The 13,043-nt window shown below is 69.3% G+C and carries 12 protein-coding genes; 11 read left to right on the forward strand and 1 reads right to left on the reverse strand.

All coding sequences use genetic code 11. From position 1 onward, the window contains the following. Window positions 1–170: 170 nt before the first annotated feature. From ACIG5A_RS00195 to ACIG5A_RS00220, 6 genes are read left to right on the forward strand one after another with little or no spacing between them, the layout of a single operon-like run. Complete coding sequence (locus ACIG5A_RS00195; RefSeq protein WP_397235994.1) at window positions 171–1,244, forward strand: NAD(P)/FAD-dependent oxidoreductase; 1,074 nt, start codon at window positions 171–173, stop codon at window positions 1,242–1,244. After that, window positions 1,241–4,015, forward strand: a complete 2,775-nt coding sequence (locus ACIG5A_RS00200) for an amino acid adenylation domain-containing protein (protein ID WP_397235996.1) — start codon at window positions 1,241–1,243, stop codon at window positions 4,013–4,015. The genes ACIG5A_RS00195 and ACIG5A_RS00200 overlap by 4 nt, the downstream gene beginning before the upstream one ends. A 3-nt stretch (window positions 4,016–4,018) precedes the next feature. Continuing rightward, window positions 4,019–5,002 (forward strand): aldo/keto reductase, encoded by a 984-nt coding sequence (locus tag ACIG5A_RS00205; protein WP_397235998.1) that lies wholly within the window; start codon window positions 4,019–4,021, stop codon window positions 5,000–5,002. Continuing rightward, window positions 4,999–5,706, forward strand: a complete 708-nt coding sequence (locus tag ACIG5A_RS00210; RefSeq protein WP_397236000.1) for a hypothetical protein — start codon at window positions 4,999–5,001, stop codon at window positions 5,704–5,706. Before ACIG5A_RS00205 ends, ACIG5A_RS00210 begins: the two co-directional genes overlap by 4 nt. Window positions 5,707–5,715: 9 nt before the next feature. Continuing rightward, on the forward strand, window positions 5,716–6,537 hold the full coding sequence (locus ACIG5A_RS00215; protein ID WP_397236002.1) for a family 3 encapsulin nanocompartment shell protein: 822 nt from the start codon (window positions 5,716–5,718) through the stop codon (window positions 6,535–6,537). After that, window positions 6,534–7,676: an MFS transporter gene (locus ACIG5A_RS00220; RefSeq protein WP_397236004.1), complete on the forward strand. Its 1,143-nt coding sequence runs from the start codon at window positions 6,534–6,536 to the stop codon at window positions 7,674–7,676. The genes ACIG5A_RS00215 and ACIG5A_RS00220 overlap by 4 nt, the downstream gene beginning before the upstream one ends. Window positions 7,677–7,719: 43 nt before the next feature. Here the strand turns inward: ACIG5A_RS00220 and ACIG5A_RS00225 are convergent, their stop codons facing one another. Further along, window positions 7,720–8,565, reverse strand: coding sequence for an SDR family oxidoreductase (locus ACIG5A_RS00225; protein WP_397236006.1), 846 nt, complete (start codon window positions 8,563–8,565; stop codon window positions 7,720–7,722). A 78-nt stretch (window positions 8,566–8,643) separates the two neighbouring features. Here ACIG5A_RS00225 and ACIG5A_RS00230 point away from each other — a divergent pair, with 78 nt between their 5' ends. The 5 genes from ACIG5A_RS00230 to fmt all read left to right on the forward strand — a co-directional run bounded on the left by ACIG5A_RS00230 (window position 8,644) and on the right by fmt (window position 12,713). Then, entirely contained in the window at window positions 8,644–9,228 is a 585-nt protein-coding gene (locus ACIG5A_RS00230) for a TetR/AcrR family transcriptional regulator (RefSeq protein WP_397236009.1), read from the forward strand. A gap of 105 nt (window positions 9,229–9,333) precedes the next feature. After that, window positions 9,334–9,987 (forward strand): PadR family transcriptional regulator, encoded by a 654-nt coding sequence (locus tag ACIG5A_RS00235; protein ID WP_397236012.1) that lies wholly within the window; start codon window positions 9,334–9,336, stop codon window positions 9,985–9,987. Between the two features lie 60 nt (window positions 9,988–10,047). After that, the gene (locus tag ACIG5A_RS00240; protein WP_397236014.1) at window positions 10,048–11,058 is read left to right on the forward strand and encodes a lipase family alpha/beta hydrolase; all 1,011 of its coding nucleotides are present in this window, start codon (window positions 10,048–10,050) and stop codon (window positions 11,056–11,058) included. A gap of 168 nt (window positions 11,059–11,226) precedes the next feature. Next, on the forward strand, window positions 11,227–11,790 hold the full coding sequence (gene def, locus ACIG5A_RS00245) for a peptide deformylase (RefSeq protein WP_397236016.1): 564 nt from the start codon (window positions 11,227–11,229) through the stop codon (window positions 11,788–11,790). Then, on the forward strand, window positions 11,790–12,713 hold the full coding sequence (fmt, locus tag ACIG5A_RS00250) for a methionyl-tRNA formyltransferase (RefSeq protein WP_397236018.1): 924 nt from the start codon (window positions 11,790–11,792) through the stop codon (window positions 12,711–12,713). Before def ends, fmt begins: the two co-directional genes overlap by 1 nt. Window positions 12,714–13,043 lie beyond the last annotated feature (330 nt).

Below are 13,043 nucleotides of genomic sequence, written 5' to 3' on the forward strand. Positions count from 1 at the left end.
AACGGCCGTTGGAGAAGTTAAATGTGTTGGGGCACAAATGGTTTCGGTGCGTGGTCGCACTCGGGCCACTGACGCGAATGCGCCGCTTCAAGATCCAATGGCGACGGAGCGACGTAGGTATCGAATACGGTCTGTTCACGTTCGACATTGGAGGGAGCGACGTGCCACCAATGGAATTTTTAGTCGTCGGCGCCGGGATGGCAGGCGCCGCCGCAGGTTATTTTCTGTCGGCTTACGGTACCGTCACGCTTTTGGAGATGGAATCCGCCCCCGGCTATCACGCGACCGGCCGGTCGGCGGCGCTGTTCTCCGAGTATTTCGGCACACCGATCGTGCGAGCGCTCACTGCCGCGAGCCGACGTTTCTTGCAGTCTCCGCCAACGGATTTCACCGGCAATGAGCTGCTGCACCCGCGCGGTGTGCTCGCCGTCGGCGCCGATGACGCGGATTTCGCGCAGGCACTGGCGGACGGACTCGCCGCCGAAGTGCCGGTGCGCAGGCTCGCGGCGGACGAGGTCAGCGCGCTGTGCCCGGTGCTGAAGCCGTTCCCGGCCGCGATGTTCAAGCCGGGCGCGATGGATATCGATGTCGCCGCCCTGCATCAAGGCTTCCTGAGCGGGATCCGGCGCTGCGGCGGCCGGGTGCTCACCAAGGCCGGTGTCCGCCGCCTGACCAGGCGCGGCGCCCGGTGGCGCGCGGAGACCGAGTCCGGACATGACTACGAGGCACCGATCGTGGTGAACGCGGCGGGCGCCTGGGCCGACCAGCTGGCCACCTCCGCCGGAGTCCGACCGGTCGGGTTGATCGCCCGGCGGCGCACCGCGTGCGTGGCCGACGTGCCGGGCACCCCGCGCGACTGGCCGCTGGTCACCGACGTGGCCGACACGTTCTACTTCCGGCCCGAATCCGGCGGCCTGCTGCTCTCCGCGGCCGACGCCACCGAAACCGAACCGGGCGACGCCCGCCCTGCCGATATCGATGTGGCCTTGGCCGCCGAGCGAATCGAGCGCGCGACCACCCTGCGAATCCAGCGGATTCGGCACGCATGGGCCGGGCTGCGCACCTTCACCCCGGACGAGTCCCCGGTCCTCGGCGAGGCCCCTGACCAGCCCGGTTTCTTCTGGATGGCGGGCTTCGGCGGCTACGGCATCCAGACCGCCCCCGAGGCGGGCCGTCGACTGGCCGCCGCGGTGACGGGCACCGAGGGCCCGGCCGACGCGCTGTCCGCAGCGAGGTTCTGGTGATTACCGGAGGGGCCGTCGACCACGGCCGTTTCGTCGCGGTTCCCACCTTGATCGAGGCCCAGGTCGACCGGACGCCGGACCGGCCGGCGCTGACCTTCGGCGACCGGACCCTCAGCTATCGCGAATTCGACGACCTGGCCAACGGTCTGGCCGCCGATCTCGCCGCACGCGGGGTGCGCAGGGGCGATGTGCTGCCGATCCTGCTGCCGCAGGGCCTCGGCTTCCCGATCGCCTGCCTGGCGGTGATGAAGCTCGGCGCGGCGTTCGTGCCGCTCGATCCGGCCTGGCCCGCCGCGACGCTCGAAGCCGCGGTCGAGGTGCTGTCCGCGCGGCTGGTGGTCGGCGGGGAATCGCCGAGGCCGCTGCGCGAGCGGCCCGGCGTCGATATCGGTGCCACCGACCTGATCTACGGCATCTTCACCTCCGGCAGCACCGGCACACCGCGCTGCGCGTTGAACGTGCACGGCGGTGTCGCCAACCGATTCGCCTTCATGACACGGTATTTCGCGGCGAAGGGCACCGAGGTCGTGCTGCAGAACAGCAGGCACACCGTGGATTCCACGGTCTGGCAACTGTTCTGGCCGTTGACCACCGGCGCGCGGACCATCGTCCCGGTCCGCGGTGAACTGCTCGATCTCGCCGAGATCGCCGAGATTATTGCCAGGTACCGGGTGAGCCTGACCGATTTCGTGCCGAGCCTGCTCGGCCCGCTCGTCGTGCTCGCCGAAACCGATACCGAGGTGCGGCGCGGGCTCGGCAGCCTGGTCGAGCTGATCGTCGGCGGCGAGGAGATCGTCGCCCCCGCCGTGCACCGGCTGCGCGCATTGCTGCCAGGTCTGCGGGTCAGCAATGCCTACGGCCCGACCGAGGCGTCGATCGGCATGGTCTTCCATCCGGTGGCCGAAGGCGACGGTGACCCGCTGCCGCTCGGCACGCCGATCGATAACTGCTACGCGGCCGTCCTGGACGAGCACGGCCGACCGCTCGGCCCCGGCGAGATCGGTGAGATCGTGATCGGCGGCGCCTGTCTCGGCGCCGGATACCTGCACAATCCAGGGCGGACCGCGGAAGTGTTCGTACCCAACCCTTTCGAGCGAGTTCCGGGGGACAGGCTCTACCGCACCGGGGATCTCGGCCGTCTCGATGCCGAAGGCAGGCTGTTCTTCCACGGCAGGCGCGACTTCCAGGTGAAGATCGGCGGTGTGCGGATAGAGCTCGGCGAGATCGCCGCCGCGGCAGAGCGATGTCCCGGCGTTCAGCAGGCCAGGGTCCTGCTGGCGCCGACCCGGCCACCGTCGCTCGCCTTGTTCGTTGCGGCGCCCGGCTTGGACGACGCCGCGCTCGTCGCGCATCTGCGCCGCGAACTACCCGCCGACCGCAGGCCGCGGCACCGGTTCGTCCTGCCGGAGCTACCGCTGACGGTCGGCGGCAAGGTGGACCGCGCGCTGTTGAAGTCCATGCTCACCGAACGATTGGCCAGCGCGGCGGACCTATCGGCGGACAGCGAATCCGATGTGGTGCTAGGCGTTTTCCGCAGAGTTCTCGGTGACCCCGGCCTCGGCCATGACACCGGCTTCTTCGACGCGGGCGGCGATTCGCTCGCGGCGCTGACCGTCGCGACCGAGCTGCGGATCGGCGTCACCGATCTGCTCGACCATCCCACGGCCACCCTGCTCGCGGCCCGTCTCGGCGCGCGCGCCGCCGACGCGGAACAGACCGCGCTGATGGAGCAGGATTCGGCGATCCCGGTCGGCATGGAGATCAGCCCGGTCCGCGGTCTCGGTCGGCCGGATACCGTACTCGTCACCGGCGCAACGGGTTTCGTCGGCAGCCGACTGGTCTACGAACTGCTCGAGCGCACCGGCGCCACGGTGTACGTCCTGTGCCGCGCCGACGATGACGCGCACGCCGTCACCCGGGTCGCAGGCGAGCTCCGCGATCAGGGCCTGTGGCGCGACGAATTCGCCCACCGTGTCGCGGGTTTCGCCGGTGACCTGGGTTCGCCCGGTCTCGGCCTGACGACGCGGACCTGGCGCAGGCTCGCGGTGGAATGCGAGGCGATCGTGCACAGCGGCGCGATGGTCAACTTCCTGTTCGACTACGCCACCCATCGCCCCGCCAACGTGCTCGGCACCCACGAGCTGCTCCGCCTCGCCCTCGATGGCAGACCAAAAGCGCTGCACCATGTTTCGACGCTCGGCGTGCTCGACCGTGAGGCGTCGGCCAGGGACACGCCACTGGCCGAGGATTTCGATCCGGCCTGGGCGCGCCGCCCCGTCAGCGGCTACTGCCGATCCAAGTGGGTCGCCGAACGCTTCCTGCTCGAGGCGCGCAGCAAAGGCGCGGCGGTCACCCTGTACCGGCTCGGTGAGGTGATGGCAGCCACCGATACCGGCTACCCCAACAGCAGAGCGCTGACCTCGCTGCTGCTCTCGGCCTGTGCCCGGCTCGGCGTCGCCCCCGACGTGGCGCTTCGAACCGATTGGACGCCTGCCGATTTCGCGGCGCGCCAGATCGTGACCGGAGTGTTCGCGCCGTGGGCGTGGGGCCGGTCGCTGCATGTGTTCCATCCCGGCGGTGTCGATCTGATCGAGCGCTCGGGCCTGGCGGTCCGGCGGACCGCGGTGCCGGAGTTCCTGGACCGGCTCCGGGCCGACCCCGAGTCCAGGGTGCTGTCCGGTCTGCTCGCCCGCCGGGCACTGACGGATTTCGTGGTGGACAACCCCGGGCTGTTCCGCCGCGACGAGGGCGCCCGGCTCGGAGAGGAGTAATTGATGCGTTATCGCAGGCTCGGTAGGCTCGACTGGCAGGTCAGCGAGATCGGGTACGGCATGTGGGGGATCGGCGGCGGCCCAGGCGGTTTCACCGGCTGGGACTACGACACCGCACCGGACTGTCTGGCGGAGGCACTCGACCTCGGCTGCACCTTCTTCGATACGGCGTGGGTGTACGGCCGTGGTGTCAGCGAGCAGCTGCTCGGCCGGTTGATCCGGGATCATCCGGGGCGGCGGTTGCGGGTCGCCACCAAGATCCCGCCGAAGAACCGCGAATGGCCACCGCGCCCCGGCGACACACTGGACGAGGTGTTCCCGGCCGACCATGTTCGCGAATACACCGAGAAGAGCCTGGAGAACCTGGGCGTCGACCGCATCGATCTGCTGCAGTTCCACGTCTGGGAGGACCGGTGGGCCGCCGACGACCGGTGGCAGACCGTGATGTCCGAGCTCAAGGCCGAGGGCCTGGTCGAGGGGATCGGGATCAGCGTCAACCGGTGGGAGCCCGCGAACTGCTTGCGCGCCATCGACTCCGGGCTCATCGATGTCATCCAGGTGATCTACAACATCTTCGACCAGGCGCCGGAGGACGAGCTGTTCGACTACGCCCAGCGGGCCGATGTCGGGATCATCGCCAGGGTGCCGTTCGACGAGGGCGGGCTCACCGGGAAGCTGACCGACGAGACGACATTCCCCGAAGAGGACTGGCGCAGTATCTATTTCGGACCCGAGAACCTCGGCCCGACGGTCGAGCGGGCCGGTCGGCTCGCCGCGGCGCTGCCCGCCGGGATGAGCATGCCCGAGGCGAGCCTGCGATTCATCCTGCACCACCCCGCGGTGGCGACCGTGATTCCCGGCATGCGCCGAATCGAGCACGTGCGGGCCAACTTCGGGGTCAGCGACGGGCAGCCCATCGACCCGGCGCTGCTCGCGCTGCTGCGCGAGCACCGCTGGGACCGCAAGCCGACGGTGTGGTCGATGTGAATCCGGTCATCGCGCTGTGGGCGCATCCCCGGTCGATCTCGACGGCCTTCGGCCGGATGATGATGGAGCGCGGCGATGTCACCGTCGTCCACGAACCACTGGTCACCCTGGTCGATTACGGTTCGGTGCCGATCGGCGAGCAGGTCGCGGACAGCGCGCCCGCGGCCATGGCCGCGCTGCGTGAGCTGGCGGCGCAGCGGCCGGTGTTCGTGAAAGACACCACGGAGTACCGCTATCAGGGCCTGTTCGACGAGCCATCGGCGATGCGCGACATCGTCCACACGTTCATCGTCCGCGAACCGAAGCAGACCATCGCCTCCCATGTGCACCTGCTGCCGGACGTGACCGTCGACAAGATCGGTTACGGGCACCTGTGGGACCTGTTCGAATTGGCGTGGCAGGTCAATCGAGTGCGCCCGGTGGTGGTCGACGCCGACCGCCTGCTCGCGGATCCCGACACCATGGTCCGCAAATACTGTGCGGCCGTAGGCCTTCCGCACATCCCGGAGGCGCTGCACTGGGCGCCCGAGGCACGGCCGGAATGGGAACGCACCGCGCGCTGGCATGTCGACGCGGCCCGCAGCTCCGGCTTCGAGGCGTCCACCAAGGAGTACGCGGTCACGGTCGATAACGACGAGCGGTTGCGCGCCTTCTACGACCACCACCTCCCGTACTACAAGAAGCTGATCAGGCACGCGATTTAAGGAGTGCAGATGACCGAGATGTCCCCGGGGGAGGCGTTCGCGCGCGCGTACGCCAAGGAGGGCGAAACTGCCGAGGTGACTTTCGATTTCACGATCACCGACGCCTTCCAGCCGACCAAGGACCGGCCGCGGGTCACCGTGCGCAACCTGTTCAAGAAGCGGCCGGCCGACGAGGGCGGCACCCGGTACTGGGCCGAGCGCCGCCCGGCCGCCGGTGAGGCCGAGTCGGTGCGCGAGTCCGGATTGCGCAGGGAGGCCGCGTTCCGGTTCGAGACGGCGCGATCGGAGGCGCACCCGATCACCGCGTGGGTGCAGCTGCCGCCCGAACTCGCCGACGATCCGGCGGAATTGGCCGCGTTCATCGATTTCCGGCTGCTGGTCCGGCTCGCGACCGCCGAAAACCAGGCCCTCGCTTACGGTTTGGTCGATCACCCCGAGGTGGCCCGGCTGCCCTACCGCGGCGACTATGTGGCAGGGCTGCTTTCGGCGTGCGATGAGATCGAGCAGACCGGCGCCACGCCGCACGCGATGATCGTGAACCCGAACGACTACTACCACCGCCTCGTCGGCACCGGCGTGCTCGAGGACCTGGCCCGCAACGCCACCATGATCAGCAGGACCAGGATGGTCGCTCCCGGCTGCGCGCTGGTCGGCGATTTCGCGATGGGCGCCAGGCTGCTCGACGGCGGACGTTCGGTGATCAAGGTCGCCGAGCCGCCGGCGGGCACCTTCGCGGCGCCTGGCATCGCGGTGTGCGCGGAGATCTATGAGGGGATCGCCCTGCACCTGCCGACCCACTTCTTCCACGTACAACCGGCGGCCGGGCAATGAGGTTCTATCAACCGTTCGCGCCGCTGTTCGGCGCGATCTTCTGCTGTCTGCTCGGTGTCGGCGCCACCCTCGGCGCGCTGCCGCTGTACCTGCGTGACGATCTGGGGAGCACCGATATCGCGATCGGTGTCGTCGTCACCGCCATCGCGGTGTCGGCGGTGGTGGCGCGGCCGATCGCGGGGCGGCTCGCGGACCGGCACGGCTACAAGCCGGTGATGCTGATCGGGGTGGCGGTCTGCGTGGTCGCCTCGCTCGCGTATTTCTCTGCGGCGCAAGGGATCGCGCCGCTGGTCGCGGTCCGGATCCTGCACGGCATCGGTGAGGGCACCGTCTACACGGCAGGCGCCACCTGGCTGGTCTTCCTGGCTCCGCTGGAACGGCGCGGCCGGGTGATCGGCCTGTACGGCATCTGCATGTGGCTCGGCATCACCCTCGGCGCGCTCATCGGTGTGCTGTTGCTCCAGCATGTCGGCGTCACGGCGGTGTGGTGGTTCTCCGGGCTTGCCGCGCTGGTCGGGCTCGCGCTCGCCGCCGTGAAGCGGGCGCCGACCAAACCCGACGGCAACGTCCGCTCCGGATTGCTCGCCGGCAGTGCGCTGCTGCCCGGAATCGCGCTGTCCCTGGCGGCTTTCGGCTATGCCGCGCTCGCCGCGTTCGTCGCGCTGCACCTGGCGAAGCGGGATATCAGCGACGGCATTTTCGCGTTCAACGCGTTCGGCGTGACCTATGTCGGGGTCAGGCTGTTCATCGGCGGCCTGCCCGACAAACTCGGGGCGAACCGGGTCGCGCTGTGGTCGGCGCTGACCGAGGCGGTCGGCCTGGTGCTGGTGGGTGTCGCGCCGAACCTGATCGTCGCGGTGATCGGCGGTCTGGTGATGGGGGCGGGCCTGTCGCTGCTGTTCCCGGCATTGGCCCTGGTCGTGCTCAATCGGACCGACGCGTCCCAGCACGGTGTGGCGCTCGGTGCGTTCACGTCGTTCTGGGATATCGGCCTCGCGGTCGGCGGTCCGCTGGCGGGCCTGATCGCGGCGAACGCGGACTATCCGGCCATCTACTACGTGATGGCGGTGTGCGCGATCGCCTCCGCCGGGCTTGCGGTCGTCGAATCGCGACGGCGGGTGGCCGTCCGAACGCCGTGACCTGGTCGGCGTCGCTCGATGACGCGACGCCGACCACAGGTGATCAGGCGAAAACCGGACGGTGGCGTTCGGCCCATTCGGCGTAGCCGGTGGCCGGGCGGCCGAGTACCAGCTCGATATCGGCGCTGATCCGTTGCTCGGCGGGCGTCGGCTCGCCGAGTATGGTCAGCGTGTGCTCGACCACGGGCTCGGGCATGAACTGCAGCATGCCCGAAAATGCCTGTGCGCGAGTCAGTTCCACGAACTGGACGGGGGATTCGAGTGCGGCGCCGAGCGCTTCGGCCTGCGCGCGCGGCGTGCTGAGCGCCGGTCCGGTCAGCGTGTAGACGCGACCGGCATGGCCGTCTTCCCGCAGTGCGGCGGCCGCGACCGCCGCGATATCGGCCGGATCGACCGACGGCAGGCCGATATCCCCGAACGGCGCCGCGACGGTGCGCGCACCGCGCACGGACTCCACCCAGGCAAAGGTATTGGAGTAGAAACCCGCGGGCCGCAGGAAGGTCCACGCCAGCCCGGACTCTTCGATCGCCCGTTCGTAGGCGATGAGGCGCGCGTACCCGGCGGCGTCCGGCCTGGTCGCCACGCCCTGCGAGGACACGAAGACGACCCGTCGCACCCCACCGGCCTTCGCGACCTCCAGGATGCGCGCCGGATCCGGCCCGTCGACCAGTTGCTCGCCGGTGATGAGCAGGAACAGCGCGTCCGCGCCGGCGAGGGCGGGGGCGAGCGTCTCCGGCTCGGCCAGATCGGCGGTCACGTGCCTGACACCTTCGGGAAGCCGAATGTCCTTGGCGCCACGCGAGATTGCCGTCACCTGTGCGCCCGCCTCGGCCAGGATCCGCACGAGGGTGCCGCCGATGTTGCCGGTCGCTCCGGTTACCACGATCATTGTTTCGCTCCATTTAGTTAGTTGGCTGACTGAAACGAACGTTAGCGGACGACCGTCGGCTTGTCTACATTTAGTTGCATGACTAACTCAGTGGCCGAGGGGAAGCCCAAGGCGGGCAAGCGGGAGCGGCTCGTCGACGCCGCGGTGCGGGTGTTCCACGAGCAGGGCGTAGAGAAGACGACGATCGCGGATATCGCGCGGGTCGCCGAGGTGCCGGTCGGCAACGTCTACTACTACTTCAAGACCAAGGATCAGCTGGTCGAGGCCACGATCGGCGCGCACGGGCAGACGCTCGACCGGATGATCGCCGAGCTCGAGCAGATCGATGCGCCGGGTGAGCGGCTGAAGACGCTGGTGCGCGCCTGGGTCGAGGGTCGCGAGCGGACGGTGCAGTTCGGTTGCCCGACCGGCACCTTGGTCTCGGAGCTGGGCAAGCGTGCCGACGGCCTGGATCGGCAGGCGGCCGCGAGCATGCGCGTGCTGCTCGACTGGGTGGAACGGCAGTTCGCGGCGATGGGCCGTGCCGACGCGCGCGAATCGGCCGTCGCCCTAGTTGCCGCGTATCAAGGAATCTCGGTGCTCACCAACACCTTTCGTGATCCGGAGCTGATGGTGATCGAGGGGGAGCGGCTGGAGCGCTGGATCGACTCGCTCACCGACTGAACATCCCATCCGGTCGGTTCGTGGCCTGACTCACTCTTGTAAACGATCTATTGCCGATATATCGTCGATAATATGAAACGAACACGAGAGCCTGAGGAGGCTTCCATGGAATACGGAAATCAACGAGATTTCGGACGTCGCGGTCGCTGGCACAAGCCGGGGCCCGACGGGCATGAACACGGTCACCGGCGTCGGCACGGTGGCAGGCACGGATTCGGACCCGAGTTCGGGCCCGGCTTCGGCCCTGGTTTCGGACACGGCTTCGGGCCGCAATTCGGGCGTGGCCGCGGTCGCGGTGGCCGGGGCAGGCGCGGCGACGTGCGTGCCGCGGTCCTGCTGCTGCTCACCGAGCGCCCGATGCACGGGTACGAACTCATCCAGCAGATCCGCGAGCGCAGCGACGACCTGTGGCGCCCGAGCCCCGGCTCGATCTACCCCGCGCTGGCACAGCTGGAAGACGAGGGCCTCGTCCTCATCGAGAAGGTGTCCGGTCGCAAGACCGCCAAGCTCACCGACGCCGGAACCGAATACATCACCGAGCACCGCGACGAGCTCGGCGACCCGTGGGCGGACGTCAAGGAAGACGTCGGCGCACAGGCGATCGACCTGCGCGGGCTCATCGGCCAGCTGATGGGCGCCGTTGCTCAGGTCGCCGCGGTCGGCAATCCCGAGCAGGCGGCGAAGGCGGCCGAGGTGCTCACCGAGGCGCGCAAGGCGCTCTACCGAATCCTGGCCGAGGACGATACCCCCGAGAAGTAGGGGGTGTGAAATCGCCCGCCCGAGTACGCATTTCGAATAGCCGCAGTAGAAGATTGTGGCATGGGACAGGCTAGTGCTGCATGGGGTTGGGGTTCGTCACAAATACGCAGGGCGGTGGTGGCGTGCGCGCTGGCCGGAGTCGTCCTAGGCTCCGGCATCGCGCCCGCGAACGCCGAACCGGCCGGCTACCTGCCCCCGGTCGTCCCCGTCGATCCCGGCCCGGTCCAGGAGGATCACCTGGCCGCGGCCCGCTACCTCAAGACTCATCCGGACGCGGTTCCGATGGGCGTCAACGACTTCGACTGCAAACCGAGTGCGACCAGACCTAGACCGGTGGTGCTCGCCCATGGCACGGACTCCAGCGCCTACTCCGACTATTCGGGAATCGGGGCCCAGCTTACCGCCGCGGGCTTCTGTGTCTTCGCCCCCAATTACGGCGGCAAACCGGGCGAAAAGAGTTACGGCACCGAGGATATGCGGCTGAGTGGATTGCAGCTCAGCGCGTTCGTCGACCAGGTGCTCGCCGCCACCGGCGCGACCAAGGTCGACCTCGTCGGATTCTCCCAGGGCGCCACGATCACCCGGTACTACGCCAACAAGCTCGGCGGTGCGCCGAAGGTGGCGCAGTGGGTCGGCGTCGCCTCGCCGAGCTACGGCGGCGTGATGTACGGGCTGGTGCCGGTGGTGCAGGCCATTCCTGGCGGGCTCGACGCCTTCGCGCGGGTGACCTCGTTCGCCGCCGTGCAGCAGGCGCAGGGTTCGCCGTTCATGACCGAGGTCAACGCGGGCGGTGACACCGTGCCGGGCGTGCGTTACGTCACCATCGGCAGCAGGGTCGACGAGATGATCCAGCCGTTCAGCAATATCGCGCTGCGCGGTGCGGGCGCGGAGAACCTGGTGCTGCAGGAACTCTGCCCCGCCGACCTGACCGGGCACTTCAACATGGTGTACGACCCGTTCGTGCAGCAGTTGGTGCTGCGGACCCTGGATCCGAGCGCGCCGGCACCGGTCTGCAAGCCGGTGCCGTTCGGCACCGGAATCCCGCAGGTGATCATCGCGGGGAACTCCTGACCACCCCGTGAGGCGGCCGGGCGGAGGGATCGACACCCCGCCCGGACCGCAGTCGAGTTCTACCAGTTTCCGGACGCCCGCGTGGCCCGCTCCGCCCAGATGGGGATTCGGCGCCCGCGCGGCTCACTAGAATGAGTCGACCGTGTTCCACCGCTTCCGGGAGCTGCCGTGACCATTCAGCCTGTTCGCCTGTTCGGCGACCCCATCCTGCGTGCCCGTGCCGCGGAGGTCACCGAGTTCGATCGGGAACTGCGGCAGCTGGTCACCGACCTCACCGACACCATGCACGACGACGGCGGCGTCGGGATGGCCGCACCGCAGATCGGCGTGGGGCTACGGGTGTTCGTCTACGACACCGGTGACGCCGCCGGACATGTGGTGAACCCGACCTACGAGGTGCTCGGCGACGAGGAGCAGGTGGGGCCGGAAGGCTGCCTGTCCATTCCCGGTGTGCGCTACGACACCCGCCGGGCGCTGCGCGTGCGCGCCTCCGGCGTCGACATGGACGGCGCCCCGGTCGAATTCGAGGCCGACGGGCTGCTCGCCCGCTGCGTGCAGCACGAGACCGACCACCTCGACGGTGTGCTGTTCATCGATCGGCTCGAGCCCGCGTCGCGCAAGGCGGCGATGCGGACCATCCGCGAATCCGACTGGTTCACCGCGGGCATCACCGTGCGCTCCTCGCGGGCGATCGGCCCGCAGACGGCCGGACCGTTCGGGCGTGGCCGCTGATGCGCATCGTCTTCGCCGGAACCCCCGAACCCGCGGTGCCCTCGCTGCGGCGGTTCATCGAATCCGGGCGCCACGAGGTCGTCGCCGTGCTGACCAGGCCGGACGCCATCGCGGGCCGTGGCCGCAAGGTGACCCGCTCGCCCGTCGGCATGCTCGCCGACGAACACGGCATCCCGGTGCTGACGCCGAAGCGGCCGTCCGAACCCGAATTCATGGCCCAGCTCACCGAATTGGCGCCGGACTGCTGCCCGGTGGTCGCCTACGGCGCGCTGCTGCCGCAGGCGGTGCTCGACATTCCCCGGTTCGGCTGGATCAACCTGCACTTCTCGCTGCTGCCCGCGTGGCGTGGCGCGGCGCCGGTGCAGGCCGCCATCGACGCGGGTGACGAGATCACCGGCGCGTCCACCTTCCAGATCGAGGCCGGGCTCGACACCGGGCCGGTGTTCGGGGTGGTGACCGAGAAGATCGCGGTCACCGATACCGCGGGCGCGCTGCTCGGCAGGCTCGCCGAGACCGGCGCCAGGCTGCTGGAGACCACCATCGACGGCGTGGAAGACGCGACGCTGCAAGCGGTTCCGCAACCCACCGACGGCGTGTCCTACGCGCCCAAGGTGCTGCCGGAGGACGGGCACATCCGCTGGGATCAGCCCGCGCTCGCCATCAACCGCCGCATCCGCGCGGTCACCCCGGCGCCGGGCGCGTGGACCGAGGTCGGCGGCACCCGCCTCAAGCTCGGCCCGGTCGAAATGGTGGAGGAACACCTGCCTGCCCGCGTCATCGAGGTACGCAAGACCGGCGTCTTCATCGGCACCGTCACCACCGCCATCCGCCTCGACCAGGTCCAGCCCCAGGGCAAGCGCATGATGTCCGCCCTCGACTGGGCCCGCGGCGCCCGCCTGGAACCCGGCGCGGTGGTCGCGTGACGTATTCGGCACGCAACGAACCAACCGACGGTCGGAGGACCATGCCGCAGGCGAAGGATTCAGACCGCAACCGTCCCACCGGAGCCCGGGGCGAGGGATCGCGCGGAACCGGCCGCGGCGCAGACACATCGCGCGGGAGTGGCGCCCAGCCGAACGTGCCGCAGCGCGGCGGCCGGTCCGGCGACCGGGTGGACTCCCCTCGCGGCGGTGGCTTCCGCCGAAATCCGGAACAGCGGGCCGACTCCGGCGGCCGTCCCGCGGCCGCGGGTGCCGGACGGCCTCGCGATGGTCGCGCCGAAGCCGGCTCGACGGACGCTCCGCGCGGCGGTG

This window comes from Nocardia sp. NPDC052566 (assembly GCF_044547285.1).
Classification (GTDB): Bacteria; Actinomycetota; Actinomycetes; order Mycobacteriales; family Mycobacteriaceae; genus Nocardia.

Bases quoted from the DNA above. Each gene is read 5' to 3' on its own strand.
- ACIG5A_RS00235 (WP_397236012.1), top strand. From the start codon at position 9,334: ATGGAATACGGAAATCAACGAGATTTCGGACGTCGCGGTCGCTGGCAC.
- ACIG5A_RS00195 (WP_397235994.1), top strand. From the start codon at position 171: ATGGAATTTTTAGTCGTCGGCGCCGGGATGGCAGGCGCCGCCGCAGGT.
- ACIG5A_RS00240 (WP_397236014.1), top strand. From the start codon at position 10,048: ATGGGACAGGCTAGTGCTGCATGGGGTTGGGGTTCGTCACAAATACGC.
- ACIG5A_RS00220 (WP_397236004.1), top strand. From the start codon at position 6,534: ATGAGGTTCTATCAACCGTTCGCGCCGCTGTTCGGCGCGATCTTCTGC.
- fmt (WP_397236018.1), top strand. From the start codon at position 11,790: ATGCGCATCGTCTTCGCCGGAACCCCCGAACCCGCGGTGCCCTCGCTG.
- ACIG5A_RS00225 (WP_397236006.1), bottom strand. From the start codon at position 8,565: ATGATCGTGGTAACCGGAGCGACCGGCAACATCGGCGGCACCCTCGTG.
- ACIG5A_RS00215 (WP_397236002.1), top strand. From the start codon at position 5,716: ATGACCGAGATGTCCCCGGGGGAGGCGTTCGCGCGCGCGTACGCCAAG.
- ACIG5A_RS00205 (WP_397235998.1), top strand. From the start codon at position 4,019: ATGCGTTATCGCAGGCTCGGTAGGCTCGACTGGCAGGTCAGCGAGATC.
- ACIG5A_RS00230 (WP_397236009.1), top strand. From the start codon at position 8,644: ATGACTAACTCAGTGGCCGAGGGGAAGCCCAAGGCGGGCAAGCGGGAG.